The sequence below is a fragment of the Pseudomonas canadensis genome (assembly GCF_000503215.1).
In the GTDB taxonomy this organism is placed as follows: Bacteria; Pseudomonadota; Gammaproteobacteria; order Pseudomonadales; family Pseudomonadaceae; genus Aquipseudomonas; species Aquipseudomonas canadensis.
Genome location: NZ_AYTD01000013.1, coordinates 1,312,707 through 1,331,407, shown reverse-complemented (window position 1 = coordinate 1,331,407; position 18,701 = coordinate 1,312,707). Strand labels below are relative to the sequence as shown.

Sequence of the window (18,701 nt, the reverse complement as noted above, 5' to 3'; positions counted from 1 at the left end):
AGTTAAGGAGTGACACCATGCTGGTGATGCGCCCCGCGCAAATGGCTGATCTGGGCGAGGTACAGCGTCTGGCTGCGGACAGCCCGATTGGTGTCACCTCCTTGCCGGACGATGTGGAACGCCTGAGCGACAAGATCGCCGCCAGCGAAGCGTCCTTCGCGGCCGAGGTCAGTTTCAACGGCGAAGAGAGTTATTTCTTCGTGCTTGAAGACACCGAGACCGGCAAGCTCGCCGGTTGCTCGGCCATTGTCGCGTCGGCGGGCTACTCGGAACCTTTCTACAGTTTCCGTAACGAGACCTTCGTGCACGCCTCCCGCGAGCTGAAGATTCACAACAAGATCCACGTGCTTTCCCAGTGCCACGACCTCACCGGCAACAGCCTGCTCACCAGTTTTTATGTGGTGCCCGAGCTGGTCGGTTCGCCGTGGTCGGAACTCAATTCCCGTGGCCGCCTGCTGTTCGTTGCCAGCCACCCCGAGCGCTTTGCCGACTCGGTGGTGACCGAGATCGTCGGCTACAGCGACGAGAACGGCGACTCGCCGTTCTGGGACGCCATCGGGCGCAACTTCTTCGACCTCAACTATGCCGCCGCCGAGCGCTTGTGCGGGCTGAAAAGCCGTACCTTCCTCGCCGAGCTGATGCCGCACTACCCGATCTACGTGCCGCTGCTACCGGACGAAGCCCAGGAAGCCATGGGCCAGGTGCACCCGCGTGCGCAGATCACCTTCGACATCCTCATGCGCGAAGGCTTCGAGACTGACCATTACATCGACATCTTCGACGGTGGCCCGACGCTGCATGCACGGGTGTCGGGCATTCGCTCGATCGCCCAGAGCCGCGTGGTGCCGGTGAAGATCGGTGAGATGGTCAAGGGTGTCGGTCGCCAGTACCTGGTGAGCAACGCGCAGTTGCAGGATTACCGCGCGGTGATGCTGGAGCTGGACTATGCGCCGGGTAAACCGGTGACGTTGGACCTTGCAGCGGCCGAAGCCCTGGGTGTTGGTGAAGGCGCGAGCGTGCGCCTGGTAGCGGTTTAAAAAGAGAGTTTCGCGGGTGGCTGACAACAGCGGCCCGTTCGAGGAGATAGCATGATCGTTCGTCCCGTACGCAGCAGCGATTTACCGGCCCTGATTGATCTGGCGCGCAGCACCGGCACCGGCCTCACCACCTTGCCGGCCAACGAAGAGCGCCTGACCCACCGCGTGGGCTGGGCCGAGAAAACCTTTCGCGGCGAAGCCGGGCGTGGCGATGCCGACTACCTGTTCGTGCTGGAAAACGACGAAGGCCGTGTGGTGGGCATTTCCGCGATTGCCGGCGCCGTTGGCCTGCGTGAGCCCTGGTACAACTTCCGGGTCGGCCTGACGGTCAGTGCCTCCCAGGAGCTGAACATCTACCGCGAGATCCCGACGCTGTTCCTGGCCAACGATCTCACTGGTAACTCCGAGCTGTGCTCGTTGTTCCTGCACGCCGATTACCGCACCGGCCTCAACGGCCGCATGTTGGCCAAGGCGCGCATGTTGTTTATCGCCGAATTCCCGCAGTTGTTTGGCAATAAGATCATTGCCGAGATGCGCGGCGTGTCCAACGACGCCGGCCGTTCGCCGTTCTGGGAAAGCCTGGGCCGCCACTTCTTCAAGATGGAATTCAGCCAGGCTGACTACCTCACCGGCGTGGGCAACAAGGCGTTTATCGCCGAGCTGATGCCGAAGTTTCCGCTGTACAGCTGCTTCCTGTCCGAGGATGCGCGCAACGTGATCGGCAAGGTCCACCCGGACACCGAGCCGGCGCTGAGCATGCTCAAGAGCGAAGGCTTCAGCTACCAAGGCTATGTCGACATCTTCGATGCCGGCCCTGCGGTGGAATGTGAGACCACCAAGATCCGCGCTGTGCGCGACAGCCAGTCGCTGGTGCTGGCGATTGGTACGCCGGGGGACGATGCCACGCCGTTCCTGATCCATAACCGCAAGCGCGAAGAATGCCGCATCACCGCCGCCCCGGCTCGTCTGGCGGCAGGCACGCTGGTGGTCGATCCACAGACCGCCAAGCGCCTGCAACTGGTGGTGGGTGATCAAGTGCGCGCTGTTCCGTTGTCCGCTGCTCGGGAGTCGAAATAATGAATTCGTTGTATATCGCAGGTCAGTGGCTGACTGGCCAGGGTGAACTGTTTGAATCGCGCAACCCGGTGACCCAGCAGGTGCTGTGGGCCGGTAATGGCGCCACGGCCGAGCAGGTCGAGTCCGCCGTGCAGGCTGCGCGCCAGGCGTTCCCAGCCTGGGCCAGGCGCCCGCTGGAGGAACGCATCAGCGTGCTGGAAACTTTCGCCGCCACCCTGAAAAGCCGTGCCGACGAAATCGCCCGTTGCATCGGTGAGGAAACCGGTAAGCCGCTGTGGGAATCGGCCACCGAAGTGACCAGCATGGCCAACAAGATCGCGATCTCGGTGCAAAGCTACCGCGAGCGCACCGGTGAGAAGAGCGGCCCGCTGGGCGACGCCACCGCCGTGTTGCGCCACAAGCCCCACGGTGTGGTGGCGGTGTTTGGCCCGTACAACTTCCCTGGCCACTTGCCGAACGGGCATATCGTGCCGGCGTTGCTGGCGGGTAACACCGTGCTGTTCAAACCGAGCGAACTGACCCCTAAGGTTGCCGAGCTGACCGTGCAATGCTGGATCGAAGCCGGGTTGCCGGCGGGTGTGTTGAACCTGCTGCAAGGCGCGCGGGAAACCGGCATCGCGTTGGCGGCCAACCCAGGTATCGATGGATTGTTCTTCACCGGCTCCAGCCGTACCGGCAATCATCTGCACCAGCAATTCTCCGGGCGCCCGGACAAGATCCTCGCCCTGGAAATGGGTGGCAACAACCCGCTGGTGGTCGATGAAGTGGCCGATGTGGATGCGGCGGTCTACACCATCATCCAGTCGGCGTTTATTTCCGCCGGCCAGCGCTGCACCTGTGCGCGCCGCCTGCTGGTGCCGCAAGGTGCTTGGGGCGACGCGTTGCTGGCCCGCCTGGTGGCGGTCAGCTCGACCATTGAGGTGGGCGCATTTGATCAGCAACCCGCGCCGTTCATGGGCTCGGTAATCTCCCTCGCCGCCGCCAAAGCGTTGATGGACGCCCAGGAACTGATGCTCGCCAATGGCGCTGTGGCGCTGCTGGAAATGACTCAGCCTCAGGACCAGGCCGCCTTGCTGACCCCCGGCATCATCGACGTGACCGGCGTGACCGAGCGTGAAGACGAGGAACTGTTCGGCCCACTGTTGCAGGTGATCCGCTACGCTGATTTTGAAGCGGCGATTGCCGAGGCCAACAACACCCAATACGGTTTGGCCGCTGGTCTGTTGTCGGACTCCGAAGCGCGCTACCAGCAGTTCTGGCTGGAAAGCCGCGCGGGCATCGTCAACTGGAACAAACAGCTGACCGGCGCCGCCAGTACCGCGCCGTTTGGTGGGGTAGGTGCCTCGGGCAACCATCGCGCCAGTGCGTATTACGCGGCGGATTATTGCGCGTACCCGGTGGCCTCGCTGGAAACCCCGACCTTGGTGGTGCCAGCAACCCTGACCCCCGGCATTACGCTGATCTAATGCAGGAGCCGGTTTTGTGGTGAGCGGGCTTGCCCCGCGCTGGGCTGCGAAGCAGCCCCAGAATTCGGCGGTGTATCCGTCGGGGGGCAAGCCCCCTCACCACAGCAAGCCCGCTCCCACATTAGGTCGGTGGTGTGTTCAAGTAATTTGATGCCTATAAAAATACAGATGTTCGTGGAGCCTCGCCGATGAAATCCTATGAAGTCAATTTTGACGGTCTAGTGGGGCCGACCCATAACTACGGCGGTTTGTCTTTCGGCAACGTCGCGTCCCAGAGCAACAGCCAGCAGCATTCCAATCCCAAGGAAGCGGCGTTGCAGGGCCTGCAGAAAATGAAAGCCCTGATGGACATGGGCTTTGTACAAGGTGTGTTGGCGCCCCAGGAACGTCCTGATGTGGCTGCCTTGCGCAACCTGGGTTTCAGCGGCACCGACGCTCAAGTGATCCAGCAAGCGGCCAAGGATGCGATGCCGTTGCTGGTCGCGAGCTGCTCCGCGTCGAGCATGTGGGTGGCCAACGCCGCCACCGTCAGCCCAAGTGCCGACACCTTTGACGGCCGCGTGCATTTCACCGCCGCCAACCTCAACTGCAAATATCACCGCAGCATCGAACACCCGACCACCAGCCGTGTGTTGGGCGCGATGTTTGCCGATGATAAACACTTCGCCCACCACGCCGCCTTGCCGGCCGTGGCGCAGTTCGGTGATGAAGGCGCGGCCAACCACACGCGCTTCTGCCGTGAATATGGCGAGGCGGGCGTCGAATTTTTCGTGTTTGGTCGCAGCGCGTTCGATCCCCGTTATCCGGCGCCGCAGAAATATCCGGCGCGCCAGACCCTGGAAGCGTCCCAGGCGGTCGCACGGCTGCACGGCTTGAAGGATGACGGCGTGGTCTACGCCCAGCAGAACCCGGCAGTGATCGATGCCGGGGTGTTCCACAACGACGTGATCGCGGTCGGCAACGGCGAAGTGCTGTTCTATCACGAAGATGCCTTCCTCAATACCGAACAGATGCTCGCGGAACTGCAAGGCAAACTGGGTAAGTTGGGCGGTCACTTCCAGTCCGTCTGCGTGCCGCGCGCGCAAGTCAGTGTCGAAGACGCGGTACGTTCCTACCTGTTCAACAGCCAGTTGCTGAGCCGCGCTGACGGCTCGATGCTGCTGATCGTGCCGGAAGAGTGCCGTGCCAATGAGCGCGTCTGGCAGTACCTGCAAGGCCTGACCGCTGCCGGTGGCCTGATCCGCGAAGTGAAGGTGTTCGACCTCAAGCAAAGTATGCAGAACGGCGGTGGCCCGGCGTGCCTGCGTTTACGTGTGGCGTTGAACGAAACGGAACTGGCGGCGGTGAATCCAGGCGTTATCATGACCGCGCCGTTGTACGAAACACTGACCCAGTGGGTAGGCAGGCACTACCGCGACAGCTTGCGCGAAAGCGACCTGGCTGACCCGCAGTTGCTGCTTGAATGCCGGACGGCACTGGATGAACTGACGCAAATCCTTAAACTGGGCTCGGTTTATCCTTTCCAGATCAATTAAACGCCGCATGGCTGAGAGCTATTTATGACCACCGACACCCTGAAACTGATTCTTGAAGACACCGACGGCACCCAGCTGGAAACTTCCTGCACCCGCGTCGCCGTGGTCTGGCAGGGCAAGGAAATCTGGATCCAGCACGACGGCCGTGGCCAACTGCTGATCGGCGTTGACGTGGAAGAAGGCGATGCGGAATACGCCAATCTGCTGATGCGCCCACTGGCCACCAACCTGATGAGCCTGCAACTGGAAATGGAACCGGCCGACGTTGAAGGTGATGACGACGATCACGTCCACGGCCCAGGCTGCAACCACTAAGGAAGCTGCGTATGCTCGCCCTCGGCAAACTGCTTGAACTGACCCTCGCCGGTCGTGAACCGGCGCAAAAAATTCAACTGACTGTCGACGGCGTGCAGATGCGCTGGCTCAGCGAGGGCGCGCTTGAAGTGCGCCCACCTGAAGCGAAGGACAGCGGCGGCGACCTGCTGCTGTCGTCCGGCATCCATGGCAACGAAACCGCGCCGATCGAATTGCTCGACCGCCTGTTGCATGGCATCGCCCGTGGGGAGATCAAGCCCCGCACCCGTATTCTGTTCCTGTTCGGCAACCCCGAGGCCATGCGCCGCGGCGAGCGTTACCTGGAACTGGACGTCAACCGGCTGTTCAACGGCCGTCACGAACAAAATATCGGTCCGGAGGCCATGCGCGCCGCCGAGCTTGAGCAACTGGCCCGCAGCTTCTTCAGCCTGCCTGGCCGCTCGCGCCTGCATTACGACCTGCACACGGCCATTCGCGGCTCGAAGATTGAGCAGTTTGCACTGTATCCCTGGAAGGAAGGTCGCCAGCATTCGCGCCATGAGCTGGCACGCCTGAACGCTGCCGGCATGCAAGCGGTGCTGTTACAGAACAAGACCTCGATCACCTTCACCGCGTTTACCTACGAGCAACTCGACGCCGAGGCTTTCACCCTGGAGCTGGGCAAGGCGCGGCCGTTCGGGCAGAACCAGGGCGTGGATGTATCTCGCCTGGAAACCCGCCTGAAGCAGATAATCGAAGGCACCGAGCCGCCCACCGACAGCCTGGACGGCCTGCAATTGTTTGCCGTATCGCGCGAAGTCATCAAACACAGCGATGCCTTCCTGATGCACTTGCCCGCTGACGTGGAGAACTTCTCGCCGTTGGCGCAGGGCTACCTGCTGGCCGAAGACGTGGCCAAGACCCGCTGGGTGATCGAGGAGGAGGGTGCGCGCATCATCTTCCCTAACCCGAAGGTGAAGAATGGCTTGCGGGCCGGGATTCTGATTGTGCCCACCACCGACGCAGCACTGGTTTAAGCACGTGTCTGTGTCGACCTGGATGCAGTACGCGGCGGCAGCCCCAACTCTTTGCGCAAACCGTTCTCGCTGAAAGGTTCGGGGTTGGTCGTAGTGGGTTCGGTGCTTGGGTCGTTATCATGCAGCAGCGCCCCCATAAAAAACGCCCCGGCAAGCGAGCTTGTCGGGGCGTTTTTTATGGGCTCAGTCTGTGTCAGACCGCCAGTTTTTGCTCACTGCGGCGGATCGCCCGCACTTTATGCAAGGTGTCGGCGCAGGTGCGCGCAGCTTCCTGGCCTTTGTGTACGAAGTGCTCGTAGAAGAAGGTCTGGTGTTCGCTGCCGGCGTGGAAGTGATGCGGGGTCAGGGACACCGAGAACACCGGCACTTCGGTTTCCAGCTGCACCTGCATCAGGCCGCTGACCACCGACTGGGCGACGAATTCGTGACGGTAGATACCACCGTCCACCACCAGCGCGGCGGCGACGATACCGGCGTAGCGGCCGGTCTTGGCCAGCAGCTTGGCGTGCAGGGGCATTTCAAATGCGCCGCCGACTTCGAAGAAATCGATGTCCGACTCCTGGTAGCCCTGGGCGATCATTTCGGCGAGGAAACCTTTGCGCGATTGGTCGACAATATCCTTGTGCCAGCAGGCCTGGATAAACGCGACGCGCTCGCCGTGGTGGTTTTTGCTTTTGCTGTCGATTGCGGTGGGTTGCATGTTCTGACTCCTGTTTAAGAATAAAACAGGGCGTTATGAATCGAATGGGATTTAAGGGTACGCAAGCACAATTCGTGCGCGGCCCTTAGGTGCCAATCCCGTTCTCTCTTCATCCGGACTATGACCGTCGGCCCCGGGATCACACCGGGTCTGCTGACCTTGTCGCCGTCCTGCCGGAGCAGTTCGAGGCGCCAAGCGCTCGCGGGCTATACACATTGCGTGTAATTACCGCCGGTGGGGAATTGCACCCCGCCCTGAGAACGTTGCCACCAGAACCCTGGCGGCGGAGAGTTTTTAACACGCTTTTTCGAAAACTGCACGACCGCTGTATCGATAAGCTATATCGCTTTGTTTGGTTGGTATTCGATTGAATGCATTGGGGGCTTGATATTCCGTGGCGTTGCCCGCAGTAATCACTCACAAAAGGAACTTACTCAACCCTTCAGAGGCTTGTTTCATGTCTGTGATCGACCTGCGCAGCGACACCGTGACCCAACCCACCCCCGGCATGCGGGACGCGATGGCCGCTGCCGTCAGCGGCGATGACGTATATGGCGAGGACCCCAGCGTCAATCGCCTCGAAGCCGAACTGGCCAAGCGCCTGGGTTTTGCCGCCGCGTTGTTTGTGCCGACCGGCACCATGAGCAACCTGTTGGCGTTGATGGCCCACTGTGAACGCGGCGAGGAATACATCGTCGGCCAGCAGGCCCATACCTACAAATACGAAGGCGGTGGCGCGGCGGTGCTCGGTTCGATCCAGCCGCAACCCCTGGAAGTGCAAGCCGATGGTTCCCTGGACCTGGACCAGGTGCTGGCGGCGATCAAGCCCGACGACTTCCACTTCGCCCGCACCCGTTTGCTGGCGCTGGAAAACACCATGCAAGGCAAGGTACTGCCGCTGGATTACCTGGCAAAGGCACGGGCGTTCACCCGTGAACACGACCTGGCCCTGCATCTGGATGGCGCGCGGCTCTACAACGCAGCGGTCAAGCTCGGCGTGGATGCGCGCGAGATTGCCCAGCATTTCGATTCGGTGTCGGTGTGCCTGTCTAAAGGCCTTGGCGCGCCGATTGGCTCGGTGCTGTGCGGTTCCACGGCGTTGATCGCCAAGGCCCGGCGCCTGCGCAAGATGGTCGGCGGCGGCATGCGCCAGGCCGGCTCACTGGCGGCAGCGGGGCTGTATGCCCTGGATCACCAGGTGCAGCGCCTGGCTGACGACCACGCCAATGCCCAATGGCTGGGCGATGCGTTGCGCCAGGCCGGTTATGAGGTGGAGCCGGTGCAGACCAACATGGTCTACGTGCAGATCGGTGGCCAGGCTCAAGCCTTGAAGGCGTTTGCCGCCGAACGCGGGATCACATTGAGCGCCGCCCCGCGCCTGCGCATGGTCACGCATTTGGATGTCAGCCGGGCGCAGATCGAGCAGGTCGCGCAGACATTCGTCGAATTTTCGCGGAAATGACCGTGCAGACCGTCTAATTGAACGTTTCAATCGTATAAACACGCTGTACCACCGGCAAAGGGCCGATATAATGCGGCCCTTTGCCGTCGCTCCGTCTGATGATGTTGCGCACTGGCCTTTGGCCGCAGCCTCCGTGGAAGAACCTAATGAAAAGCGCAGAAATCCGTGAAGCCTTCCTTCGCTTCTTCGAAGAGCAAGGCCACACCCGTGTAGCCTCCAGCTCCTTGATCCCAGGCAATGACCCCACCCTGCTGTTCACTAACGCGGGAATGAACCAGTTCAAGGACTGCTTCCTGGGCCAGGAAAAGCGCGCCTACACCCGCGCCACCAGCAGCCAGAAGTGCGTACGCGCCGGCGGCAAGAACAGTGACCTGGAAAACGTCGGTTACACCGCGCGCCACCACACCTTCTTCGAAATGCTCGGCAACTTCAGTTTCGGCGACTATTTCAAGAAAGACGCGATCACCTTTGCCTGGACCTTCCTGACCGGCGTGCTGAAGCTGCCGAAGGAAAAACTCTGGGTCACCGTCTACGCGACCGACGACGAAGCGTATGACATCTGGACCAATGAAATCGGTGTACCTGTGGAGCGCATGATCCGCATCGGCGACAACAAGGGCGCGCCGTACGCCTCCGACAACTTCTGGACCATGGGCGATACCGGCCCGTGCGGCCCTTGCACCGAGATCTTTTACGATCACGGCGCCGACATCTGGGGCGGCCCGCCGGGCTCGCCGGAAGAAGACGGCGACCGTTACATCGAGATCTGGAACAACGTGTTCATGCAGTTCAACCGCACCGCCGATGGCGTGTTGCATCCGCTGCCGGCGCCGTCGGTAGACACCGGCATGGGCCTGGAGCGGATCAGTGCGGTGATGCAGCACGTTCACTCCAACTACGAAATCGACCTGTTCACCAACCTGCTGAGCGCCTCGGCTGCCGCGATTGGCTGCGCCAACGAAAACCAGTCGTCGCTCAAAGTAGTGTCGGACCACATCCGTTCCTGCGGTTTCCTGATCGCCGATGGCGTGCTGCCGTCGAACGAAGGCCGTGGTTATGTGCTGCGTCGCATCATCCGTCGTGCCTGCCGTCACGGCAACAAGCTGGGCGCCACCGGCAGCTTCTTCTACAAAATCGTCGCCGCGCTGGTTGCCGAGATGGGCGAAGCCTTCCCGGAACTCAAGCAGCAGCAAGACAACATCGAGCGTGTGCTCAAGGCTGAAGAAGAGCAGTTCTCCAAGACCCTGGAACACGGCCTGAAGATCCTGGAGCAGGACCTGGCCGGGCTCAAAGGCACCGTGGTGCCGGGCGACGTGGTGTTCAAGCTTTACGACACCTACGGATTCCCCATGGACCTGACCGCCGACATTGCCCGTGAACGCGAGCTGACCGTCGATGAGGCCGGTTTTGAGCGTGAGATGGAAGCCCAGCGCGTGCGCGCTCGCTCCGCCAGCTCCTTTGGCCTGGACTACAACACCCTGGTCAAGGTTGATGTGCCTACCGAGTTCATTGGTTACCAGGCGACCGTTGGCTCGGCCAAAATTGTTGCTATCTATAAAGACGGTAAATCGGTCGACGTGTTAAACGAAGGCGATGAGGCCGTTGTGGTCCTGGACCAGACGCCGTTCTACGCCGAGTCCGGCGGCCAGATTGGTGACTGTGGTTTCCTCAGCTCGACCTCCGGGCGTTTTGAGGTGCGCGACACCACCAAGACCGGCGGCGCGTTCCTGCATCACGGTGTGCTGGTGCTGGGCAACCTGACGGTCGGTGCGCCGGTAGACACCCAGGTCGATGCAGACGTACGGCATGCAACCGCTTTGAATCACTCCGCCACTCACCTGTTGCACGCCGCGTTGCGTCAGGTATTGGGTGATCACGTTCAGCAGAAGGGTTCGTTGGTCGACAGTCAGCGCCTGCGCTTCGACTTCAGCCACTTTGAAGCGATCAAGCCGGAGCAGATCAAGGCCTTGGAAGACATCGTCAACGCCGAGATTCGCAAGAACACAGCGGTGGAAACCGAAGAAACCGATATCGAAACCGCTAAAAAGAAAGGCGCCATGGCGCTGTTTGGCGAGAAGTACGGCGATGAAGTGCGCGTGCTGAGCATGGGCGGCAGCTTCTCGGTGGAGCTGTGTGGCGGTATCCACGCCAACCGTACCGGCGACATCGGCCTGCTGAAAATCATCAGCGAAGGCGGTGTGGCGTCCGGCGTGCGTCGTATTGAAGCGGTGACCGGCGCTGCGGCGCTGGCTTACCTCAATGCGGCTGAAGAACAACTCAAGGAGGCGGCGGGCCTGGTCAAGGGCAGCCGTGACAACCTGATCGACAAGCTGTCCGCCGTTCTGGAGCGCAACCGTGCGCTGGAGAAACAGCTGGAGCAGTTGCAGGCCAAGGCAGCCAGTGCGGCGGGCGATGATCTGTCGGCCAGCGCGCTGGACGTCAAGGGTGTGAAAGTCCTGGCCGTGCGCCTGGACGGTCAGGATGGCAAGGCGCTGTTGGCCTTGGTCGATCAGTTGAAGAACAAGCTCGGCCGCGCAGTGATCCTGCTCGGCGGTGTCCATGAGGAAAAGGTCGTTCTGGTTGCCGGTGTAACCAAAGACCTGACTGGCCAACTCAAGGCCGGTGATTTGATGAAACAAGCCGCCGCGGCAGTGGGCGGGAAGGGCGGTGGTCGTCCGGACATGGCGCAAGGCGGTGGTGTAGACGCCGGTGCCCTGGACGCGGCACTGGCCCTGACCGTGCCGTTTGTCGAGGCAGGTATTTAAGGCGCTGTTAATGAGCCCATGGTCTAGTCATGGGCTCGCTCGGTTGCTTGAATTTGTTTATTGGGCGCCCCTTTACGGGCTGAGGCGGCTTAGAAATGGCTTTGATCGTACAGAAATTTGGAGGCACCTCGGTCGGTTCTGTCGAAAGAATCGAGCAGGTGGCCGACAAGGTTAAGAAATTCCGCGATGCCGGCGACGACCTGGTGGTGGTGCTGTCGGCCATGAGCGGCGAGACCAATCGCCTGATCGACCTGGCCAAGGCAATCAGTGGTGATCAACAGCCGCTGCCACGTGAGCTGGATGTGATCGTGTCCACCGGCGAGCAGGTGACCATCGCGTTGCTGGCCATGGCGTTGAACAAACGCGGTGTGCCGGCGGTGTCCTACACTGGCAGTCAGGTGCGCATCCTCACTGACAGCGCGCATACCAAGGCGCGGATCCTGCAGATCGACGATCAGAAAATCCGTACGGATCTGAAAGCCGGGCGCGTGGTAGTTGTAGCAGGGTTCCAGGGGGTGGATGAGCACGGCAATATCACCACCCTGGGGCGTGGCGGTTCAGACACTACCGGCGTGGCACTGGCCGCGGCTCTGAAGGCCGATGAATGCCAGATCTACACCGATGTGGATGGCGTTTACACCACGGATCCGCGCGTTGTCTCCGTGGCCCAGCGCCTGGACAAGATCACCTTTGAAGAGATGCTGGAAATGGCCAGCCTCGGTTCCAAGGTGTTGCAAATCCGTGCGGTGGAATTCGCCGGCAAGTACAACGTTCCGCTGCGCGTATTGCACAGCTTCAAAGAGGGTCCGGGCACCCTCATTACTATTGATGAAGAGGAATCCATGGAACAGCCGATCATTTCCGGTATCGCTTTCAACCGTGATGAAGCCAAGCTGACTATCCGTGGCGTGCCGGATACCCCGGGTGTGGCTTTCAAGATCCTGGGCCCTATCAGCGGCGCGAACATCGAAGTCGACATGATCGTGCAGAACGTTTCGCACGATAACACCACCGATTTCACCTTCACCGTGCACCGCAACGAGTACGATGCGGCGGAGAAGATCCTGCAGAACACCGCGAGCGAGATTGGCGCCCGTGAAGTGGTCGGCGATACCAAGATTGCCAAAGTGTCGATCGTGGGTGTGGGCATGCGTTCCCATGCCGGCGTTGCCAGCCGCATGTTCGAGGCACTGGCCAAGGAAAGCATCAACATCCAGATGATCTCCACCTCGGAAATCAAGGTCTCGGTGGTCATCGAAGAGAAGTACCTGGAATTGGCTGTACGCGCACTGCATACCGCTTTTGAGCTGGACGCTCCGGCCCGACAGGGCGAGTGACGAAGTGCCAGGAAGGCGCGGTTTACCGCGCCTTTCCTTTTTTTGTAGGGCGCATGTTCTTTTGCGTGCGCTCGACAATACTTAGGCGGGTAGGGCTATGGCCTTTGGGTTGTAGGTCGAAGGCCTTTTTTTTGCAGACTGTTGTTCCTGAACTGAAATGCGTGAGGAGAAAGGTATGCTGATTCTGACTCGTCGTTGCGCAGAAAGCCTGATTATCGGTGATGGCGAAATCACCGTGACCGTGCTCGGCGTCAAAGGCAATCAAGTGCGTATCGGGGTTAACGCTCCGAAAGAGGTGGCGGTACACCGCGAGGAAATCTACCTGCGGATCAAGAAAGAGAAGGACGAAGAACCAAGCCTTTAATTTTTATCGTTTTTTATGTTTGCAAACGGGGATGAACGTGGTTAATATACGCCCCGTGTTGCGGAGAGCTGGCCGAGTGGCCGAAGGCGCTCCCCTGCTAAGGGAGTACACCTCAAAAGGGTGTCGGGGGTTCGAATCCCCCGTTCTCCGCCATTATTTGCTTAGTACGTTGCAATCTGGTTTTTTCGCTAAGTTGTTGAAAATTAACGAAAAAATAGCTTTACATAGAGATTGAACGGCCTATAATGCGCGGCAACAAATGCACTCGTAGCTCAGCTGGATAGAGTACTCGGCTACGAACCGAGCGGTCACAGGTTCGAATCCTGTCGAGTGCACCATTTAAGAGTCAGTTGCAGTAATGCAAGTGATTCGGTTACAACCAGTTGTGATCTGGTCTAAAAACACAATCTGCACTCGTAGCTCAGCTGGATAGAGTACTCGGCTACGAACCGAGCGGTCACAGGTTCGAATCCTGTCGAGTGCACCATACAAACAAAAAGCCCGCCTAGTGCGGGCTTTTTGCCGTCTGGGGTTTATGTAGGATTTTTTGTTTTTCTCTCGCGTCCATGTGTTTTCCTGCTTCACTGCGTCGTCGCAGTTCATAGATGCAGCCAATACTCAGCTTTGGCTCGCAAGCGCTTGTTCTTCCCAGTTTTTTGACGTTTAAAGTGGCCGGGCGGTGTATGATTGCGCCCGTCAGCCCCGCCGGGGCTTGTGGAATACCTCCATGGACTTACCCAGTAGTTGCTCAGTACCCCGTTTTACCAATCATGAATTGACTGATTGATCCTTCCGGCGTGCCCCGCTGCTGGGAGTGGAGTTCGCCTATGACCGAAGTAGAAGTAAAGAAAACACAAGAAAGCCTGCAGGACCGTCTGGCTCAAGTCATCGAGCTGCTGCAGCGCCAACGCGTGGTCGAAGACCTCACGCACCGCCAGGATGGCCCGAACAACAACCTGGTCGAAAACCTGGTTCACCGGCAAAACCTCGTTGAGTTGCAACGCAAGCTCGACGACCTTCACTCTGCCGACGTCGCCTACATTCTCGAAGCCTTGCCGCTGGACGATCGACTGACCCTCTGGCAGTTGGTCAAGGCTGAGCGAGATGGCGACATCCTGCTCGAAGTATCCGACTCGGTTCGTGAAACCCTGATCGCCGACATGGACGATCACGAACTCCTGGCTGCGGCCAAGGAGATGGATGCCGACGAACTGGCCGACCTGGCCCCTGAACTGCCCCGTGATGTTGTCCATGAGCTGATGGAAGCCCTCGATGGCCAGCAACGTGAGCGTGTGCGCTCCGCGCTGTCCTACGACGAGGATCAAGTCGGCGCGCTGATGGACTTCGAGATGGTCACCATCCGCGAAGACGTCAGTCTGGAAGTGGTCTTGCGTTACCTGCGTCGTCTCAAAGAGTTGCCGGGCCATACCGACAAGCTGTTTGTGGTCGACTATGAAGGCATTCTCAAGGGTGTTTTGCCAATCAAGCGGCTGCTGGTGAATGATCCAGACAAGAAAGTCGCAGACCTGATGGCCAGCGACACGGTGAGTTTCCACCCGGATGAAGACGCGTACGAGGCCGCACAGGCGTTTGAGCGTTATGACTTGATCTCGGCGCCGGTGGTCGACAAGAACGGCAAGCTGATCGGCCGTTTGACCATCGATGAAATGGTCGACCTGATTCGTGAAGAGAGTGAGACTGAAGTCCTCAACATGGCAGGTTTGCGTGAAGAGGAAGATATCTTTGCCTCGGTCTGGCGCTCACTGCATAACCGCTGGGCGTGGCTGGCCATTAACCTGATCACCGCTTTTATCGCGTCGCGGGTTATCGGATTGTTCGAGGGTTCGATCGAGAAGCTGGTGGCGCTCGCAGCACTGATGCCGATTGTGGCTGGTATCGGCGGTAACTCCGGTAACCAGACGATTACCATGATCGTGCGCGCCATGGCGCTGGATCAGGTGAGTACAGCGAACTCGTCGCGTCTGCTGCGCAAAGAGTTGGCGGTTGGCCTGATCAATGGCCTGGTGTGGGGTGGGGTGATCGGTGTGGTGGCCTACTTGCTGTATGGCAGTTGGTCGCTCGGTGTGGTGATGACCGCAGCTATGACGCTCAACCTGCTGCTGGCGGCGCTGATGGGGGTACTGATCCCGATGACCCTGGCCCGCCTTGGGCGCGACCCGGCAATGGGTGCCAGCGTAATGATCACGGCCATGACCGACAGTGGTGGCTTCTTCATATTCCTGGGTTTGGCAACGATCTTCCTGCTCTGATCTTGCATGGCGCGCCGGCTTCCTCTGCAGGAGCTGGCTTGCCTGCGATCGCATCCCCTCGGTTTAACTGATAGACCGTATCGCTGGGATCGCCGGCAAGCCGGCTCCTACAAAAAATCCCACGCAAAAAAAAGCCAGCACAGGGCTGGCTTCGGCTTTCAGTTGCAGATCAATTGGCTTCTGCGGCCGCCTCAACGTCATGCGCGATAAGCGAGACGAGAGCATTTTGCTGGCGGTGGGAGAGCTGACGAAAACGCTGCAGCAGTTCGCGTTCGTGCAGCGACAGCTCGGGGCTGTCCAGGCGCATGCTCAACTCGTCGCCCAGCGCACCTTCCTGAATGAGGCTTTGTTCCAGGCGCGCGATGATTTCGGAGTTCATGCTGCGGTGATGATTGCGAGCCACCTCGGCAATGCGTTCCCGCATTCCGTCTGGCAGACGTACGACGAACTTGTCAGCCGTACGGCTGGAATAAATTGCCTGTTTCAATGGGCGCATATATTTAACCGGTTAGTTCAGGGGAGCGGTTTTTGGAATTGGCCGCAAGATGAGTGTTAAGACAAGGCTCACGACCAAAGTTCAACCTGAATTGCAAAGAGGCCGCATCATGCCTCAGATTTGACATTTCCTTGGCGTCAATTCTGTGACAAATATTGAACTGGCTAAAGGCTTTATGCCAGCACTGATTTGCATTTTTGCGGACTGGTTGGAAAAATTTTCAACGCGTGAATCCGCGATGGAACTTGCCGTCAGCCCATGCCGCCACAGGGTTTGAGGCCGCACATCCTATAGCAAAGTGGCCTTTTGCCCTTAAGTTTAAGACTAGTGGCAATTTGCCGATTAGCGAGGGGAAGGCGACATAAGGTAGGGAGGTGGGTTAGCGCAAGACTGGGTCGAATTTGATGCGTCGACCCACGATCAAGGTGAGCAACAACAGGCTGGCAAACACGCCACTGGCGACGAATGCGGTCGTTTGGCCGTCTTGGGATTCAGCCCCCAGGCCGAGAATCCCTGTTGATGCGGTCATGCATAAAAACAGCCAGGCAAATTTGTTCATCAGAGGTTCCTCAGAAAACCCAGTGCCCAGAGGCGGGTGCGGACTGAGTGTCTTGGGTAAGGCGTACAGGCGATTGCGCATTGGGGGTCATCACCGCCAGTTGCGGGCGTTGCTGCAGGTGATGTGGCACGGCCTGGCTGATCTGCGCAGGATCGTTGCTGCCGGTCGATTGAAAGTGAAACATCAGCAATGCAGCCAGGGCTACGGTGTTGAGGGCTAACAGAAGGGCACTGTTCATGGTCATGTTCTCCGCTTAACGCCGTGGCTTATTGGGTTTGTAGGAGAAGTATTGCAGGTGTCGTGCCAATCTATTAGTTCAATAAAATCAAAGGCTTGAGTCTACTTTAAACGATTGAAAGGTTGCAATTTGCAATGATGGCTTTTTGGGGGAGTGCATTTTGCACGATGGGCTCGCGGGCCTGTATTTTCGGGGTCAGGGCGGGATAAATGAGGTCGGTATCGGCCTACACTCAAAAAGCCTACGGACGACATGACAAAACCCACCTCGGCCGTTAACATGCACGCCGTCCGTCGCCGCGCCTTCAGCGCAGCGGCTGTCATTTGTCCCAGTAGCTCAATTGGATAGAGCATCCCCCTCCTAAGGGGAAGGTTGGCCGTTCGAACCGGCCCTGGGACACCAGATCCAAAGCCCCGCACAGATCCGTCTGGCGGGGCTTTTTTGTGGGCATTTTCTGAAGATGCGTCGAACCTTGCCAGGGTTCTGGGTTCACACCCCTTGCGTCGTGTATTTATCGCAATCCGTGTATCCCGCGAGCAGCCAGACAGCGTCTGAGCCTTAAAGCAAAATAATCCCCGGAAACAGCGCATACCGCCTGTCCGGACCCGGCCACCCCGGACTATCATGCCGATAGCCCTGTCTCTCACCGCAAGGAGCCGCTCGGAACGCCGATGCGCCAGATCTGGAAATCTTTTCGAGCCCTTTATTTCGCCTCCTTGATGATGCTGATCGGCTCCGGCCTGCTCAGTACTTACCTTGCCCTGCGCCTGGCGGCTGATCATGTCGACAGCCTGTGGGTGGGTGCGTTGATGGCGGCCAACTATTTTGGCCTGGTACTGGGTGGCAAGATCGGGCACCGCCTGATTGCCCGGGTCGGGCATATCCGCGCCTATGCAACCTGCGCCGGGATTGTCGGTGCGGCCGTGCTGGGCCATGGCCTGGTCGACTGGCTGCCGGCGTGGATCGTGCTGCGGATGATCGTGGGCCTGGGCATGATGTGCCAGTACATGGTTATCGAGAGCTGGCTCAATGAGCAGGCGGACGCCAAGCAGCGTGGCGTGGTGTTCAGCGGTTACATGATCGCTTCCTACCTGGGCTTGGTCCTCGGTCAACTGATCCTGGTCATGCACCCTCAGCTTGGCCTTGAATTGCTGATGCTGGTGGCGCTGTGTTTCGCCCTGTGCCTGGTGCCGGTGGCCATGACCCGGCGGATTCACCCGGCGCCGCTGCATCCTGCGCCGATGGAGCCGCGCTTCTTTATCAAGCGCGTGCCGCAGTCGTTGAGTACAGTACTTGGGGCGGGTGTAATCGTGGGCTCGTTCTACGGCCTGGCGCCGCTCTATGCCTCTCAGCAAGGCTTGACCACCGAGCAGGTGGGTCTGTTCATGGGTAGCTGCATTTTCGCCGGCCTGTTGGTGCAGTGGCCGTTGGGCTGGTTGTCGGACCGTTATGACCGTGCGCTGCTGATCCGTTGTTTTGCCCTGTGCCTGGCGGTGGCTGCATTACCGCTGGCGATAATGACTCAGGTGCCGCTTGAAGTGTTGTTCGTGGCGGGCTTCCTGTGTTCGCTGGTGCAGTTCTGCCTGTATCCACTGGCGGTGGCGTTCTCCAACGACCATGTGGAAGGTGACCGCCGCGTGTCGCTAACGGCGATGCTGCTGGTGACCTATGGCGTCGGCGCGAGTGTCGGGCCGTTGCTGGCGGGTGTGGTGATGAAGATGTTCGGTAGCCACATGCTGTATGCGTTTTTCAGCCTGTGCGCGTTGATCCTGGTGTGGCGTATCCGGCCAAAAGCTGTGACCAACCTGCATCAGGTGGACGATGCACCGTTGCATCACGTCGCGATGCCCGACAGCATGTCCAGCTCGCCGCTGGTGGCCGCATTGGACCCGCGTGTGGATGAACAGGTGGTGCAGGAGCAAATGCAAACCGCCGTCCCGGACGCTGAGCCGCAAACGGATCCGAACCCAGAGCCGGATGAGCCGCTCTTTGAAGGGCCGCCTGAACCCGTGGGACCAGACGAGCACCCTCACGACTTGAGCCGGGCGCGTCCCTGAAAGCAAA

16 protein-coding genes, 4 tRNA genes and 1 riboswitch are annotated in these 18,701 nt (G+C 59.5%); of the genes, 16 read left to right on the top strand and 4 right to left on the bottom strand.

Annotation, left to right across the window (positions count from 1 at the left end; translation table 11 throughout):
* The first annotated feature begins 17 nt into the window (after nt 1–17).
* From aruF to astE, 6 genes are all read left to right on the top strand, one after another.
* Nucleotides 18–1,037, top strand: coding sequence for an arginine/ornithine succinyltransferase subunit alpha (gene aruF, locus U367_RS0114985; protein ID WP_003175655.1), 1,020 nt, complete (start codon nt 18–20; stop codon nt 1,035–1,037).
* Nucleotides 1,038–1,088: 51 nt separating this feature from the next.
* Nucleotides 1,089–2,114 (top strand): arginine N-succinyltransferase, encoded by a 1,026-nt coding sequence (gene astA / locus U367_RS0114980; RefSeq protein ID WP_028617615.1) that lies wholly within the window; start codon nt 1,089–1,091, stop codon nt 2,112–2,114.
* The gene (gene astD, locus U367_RS0114975; RefSeq protein ID WP_161634126.1) at nt 2,111–3,580 is read left to right on the top strand and encodes a succinylglutamate-semialdehyde dehydrogenase; all 1,470 of its coding nucleotides are present in this window, start codon (nt 2,111–2,113) and stop codon (nt 3,578–3,580) included. The genes astA and astD overlap by 4 nt, the downstream gene beginning before the upstream one ends.
* Before the next feature lie 188 nt (nt 3,581–3,768).
* Complete coding sequence (astB, locus tag U367_RS0114970; protein ID WP_028617613.1) at nt 3,769–5,115, top strand: N-succinylarginine dihydrolase; 1,347 nt, start codon at nt 3,769–3,771, stop codon at nt 5,113–5,115.
* Between the two features lie 24 nt (nt 5,116–5,139).
* Complete coding sequence (locus U367_RS0114965; protein WP_003214319.1) at nt 5,140–5,430, top strand: hypothetical protein; 291 nt, start codon at nt 5,140–5,142, stop codon at nt 5,428–5,430.
* 11 nt (nt 5,431–5,441) lie between these two features.
* Entirely contained in the window at nt 5,442–6,446 is a 1,005-nt protein-coding gene (astE, locus tag U367_RS0114960) for a succinylglutamate desuccinylase (RefSeq protein ID WP_028617612.1), read from the top strand.
* A gap of 193 nt (nt 6,447–6,639) precedes the next feature.
* On the opposite strand, the gene U367_RS0114955 is transcribed toward astE, so the two are convergent.
* Nucleotides 6,640–7,146 (bottom strand): 6,7-dimethyl-8-ribityllumazine synthase, encoded by a 507-nt coding sequence (locus tag U367_RS0114955; protein WP_010208324.1) that lies wholly within the window; start codon nt 7,144–7,146, stop codon nt 6,640–6,642.
* 96 nt (nt 7,147–7,242) lie between these two features.
* Nucleotides 7,243–7,412: riboswitch (FMN riboswitch) on the bottom strand.
* Between the two features lie 191 nt (nt 7,413–7,603).
* Between U367_RS0114955 and ltaE the strand changes: the two genes are divergently transcribed.
* The 8 genes from ltaE to mgtE all read left to right on the top strand — a co-directional run bounded on the left by ltaE (nt 7,604) and on the right by mgtE (nt 15,344).
* Nucleotides 7,604–8,608 carry a low-specificity L-threonine aldolase gene (ltaE, locus tag U367_RS0114950; protein ID WP_028617611.1) on the top strand — a complete coding sequence of 335 codons (1,005 nt, stop codon included), beginning with the start codon at nt 7,604–7,606 and terminating at the stop codon, nt 8,606–8,608.
* Nucleotides 8,609–8,754: 146 nt separating this feature from the next.
* Nucleotides 8,755–11,373, top strand: a complete 2,619-nt coding sequence (gene alaS, locus U367_RS0114945; RefSeq protein ID WP_028617610.1) for an alanine--tRNA ligase — start codon at nt 8,755–8,757, stop codon at nt 11,371–11,373.
* 95 nt (nt 11,374–11,468) lie between these two features.
* Nucleotides 11,469–12,710 (top strand): aspartate kinase, encoded by a 1,242-nt coding sequence (locus U367_RS0114940; RefSeq protein ID WP_028617609.1) that lies wholly within the window; start codon nt 11,469–11,471, stop codon nt 12,708–12,710.
* A 175-nt stretch (nt 12,711–12,885) separates the two neighbouring features.
* The gene (csrA, locus tag U367_RS0114935; RefSeq protein ID WP_003175645.1) at nt 12,886–13,074 is read left to right on the top strand and encodes a carbon storage regulator CsrA; all 189 of its coding nucleotides are present in this window, start codon (nt 12,886–12,888) and stop codon (nt 13,072–13,074) included.
* Between the two features lie 62 nt (nt 13,075–13,136).
* Nucleotides 13,137–13,227 (top strand) — tRNA-Ser (locus U367_RS0114930).
* 108 nt (nt 13,228–13,335) lie between these two features.
* Nucleotides 13,336–13,412, top strand: a tRNA-Arg gene (locus U367_RS0114925).
* Nucleotides 13,413–13,484: 72 nt separating this feature from the next.
* A tRNA-Arg gene (locus U367_RS0114920) sits at nt 13,485–13,561 on the top strand.
* A gap of 340 nt (nt 13,562–13,901) precedes the next feature.
* Nucleotides 13,902–15,344 (top strand): magnesium transporter, encoded by a 1,443-nt coding sequence (gene mgtE, locus U367_RS0114915; protein WP_028617608.1) that lies wholly within the window; start codon nt 13,902–13,904, stop codon nt 15,342–15,344.
* A gap of 169 nt (nt 15,345–15,513) precedes the next feature.
* Here mgtE and U367_RS0114910 read toward each other — a convergent pair whose 3' ends face one another.
* From U367_RS0114910 to U367_RS0114900, 3 genes are all read right to left on the bottom strand, one after another.
* Entirely contained in the window at nt 15,514–15,840 is a 327-nt protein-coding gene (locus tag U367_RS0114910) for an Arc family DNA-binding protein (protein WP_003175643.1), read from the bottom strand.
* Between the two features lie 379 nt (nt 15,841–16,219).
* Nucleotides 16,220–16,399 (bottom strand): PA3371 family protein, encoded by a 180-nt coding sequence (locus U367_RS0114905; RefSeq protein WP_028617607.1) that lies wholly within the window; start codon nt 16,397–16,399, stop codon nt 16,220–16,222.
* Nucleotides 16,400–16,409: 10 nt separating this feature from the next.
* The gene (locus U367_RS0114900; protein WP_028617606.1) at nt 16,410–16,637 is read right to left on the bottom strand and encodes a hypothetical protein; all 228 of its coding nucleotides are present in this window, start codon (nt 16,635–16,637) and stop codon (nt 16,410–16,412) included.
* A gap of 325 nt (nt 16,638–16,962) precedes the next feature.
* Here U367_RS0114900 and U367_RS0114895 point away from each other — a divergent pair.
* Nucleotides 16,963–17,039, top strand: a tRNA-Arg gene (locus tag U367_RS0114895).
* 269 nt (nt 17,040–17,308) lie between these two features.
* Nucleotides 17,309–18,694, top strand: a complete 1,386-nt coding sequence (locus U367_RS0114890; RefSeq protein ID WP_028617605.1) for an MFS transporter — start codon at nt 17,309–17,311, stop codon at nt 18,692–18,694.
* Nucleotides 18,695–18,701: the final 7 nt, after the last annotated feature.

Bases quoted from the DNA above. Each gene is read 5' to 3' on its own strand.
- U367_RS0114900 (WP_028617606.1), bottom strand. From the start codon at position 16,637: ATGAACAGTGCCCTTCTGTTAGCCCTCAACACCGTAGCCCTGGCTGCA.
- astB (WP_028617613.1), top strand. From the start codon at position 3,769: ATGAAATCCTATGAAGTCAATTTTGACGGTCTAGTGGGGCCGACCCAT.
- U367_RS0114905 (WP_028617607.1), bottom strand. From the start codon at position 16,399: ATGAACAAATTTGCCTGGCTGTTTTTATGCATGACCGCATCAACAGGG.
- aruF (WP_003175655.1), top strand. From the start codon at position 18: ATGCTGGTGATGCGCCCCGCGCAAATGGCTGATCTGGGCGAGGTACAG.
- alaS (WP_028617610.1), top strand. From the start codon at position 8,755: ATGAAAAGCGCAGAAATCCGTGAAGCCTTCCTTCGCTTCTTCGAAGAG.
- csrA (WP_003175645.1), top strand. From the start codon at position 12,886: ATGCTGATTCTGACTCGTCGTTGCGCAGAAAGCCTGATTATCGGTGAT.
- U367_RS0114955 (WP_010208324.1), bottom strand. From the start codon at position 7,146: ATGCAACCCACCGCAATCGACAGCAAAAGCAAAAACCACCACGGCGAG.
- astA (WP_028617615.1), top strand. From the start codon at position 1,089: ATGATCGTTCGTCCCGTACGCAGCAGCGATTTACCGGCCCTGATTGAT.
- U367_RS0114910 (WP_003175643.1), bottom strand. From the start codon at position 15,840: ATGCGCCCATTGAAACAGGCAATTTATTCCAGCCGTACGGCTGACAAG.
- U367_RS0114965 (WP_003214319.1), top strand. From the start codon at position 5,140: ATGACCACCGACACCCTGAAACTGATTCTTGAAGACACCGACGGCACC.
- U367_RS0114890 (WP_028617605.1), top strand. From the start codon at position 17,309: ATGCGCCAGATCTGGAAATCTTTTCGAGCCCTTTATTTCGCCTCCTTG.
- U367_RS0114940 (WP_028617609.1), top strand. From the start codon at position 11,469: ATGGCTTTGATCGTACAGAAATTTGGAGGCACCTCGGTCGGTTCTGTC.
- ltaE (WP_028617611.1), top strand. From the start codon at position 7,604: ATGTCTGTGATCGACCTGCGCAGCGACACCGTGACCCAACCCACCCCC.
- astE (WP_028617612.1), top strand. From the start codon at position 5,442: ATGCTCGCCCTCGGCAAACTGCTTGAACTGACCCTCGCCGGTCGTGAA.
- mgtE (WP_028617608.1), top strand. From the start codon at position 13,902: ATGACCGAAGTAGAAGTAAAGAAAACACAAGAAAGCCTGCAGGACCGT.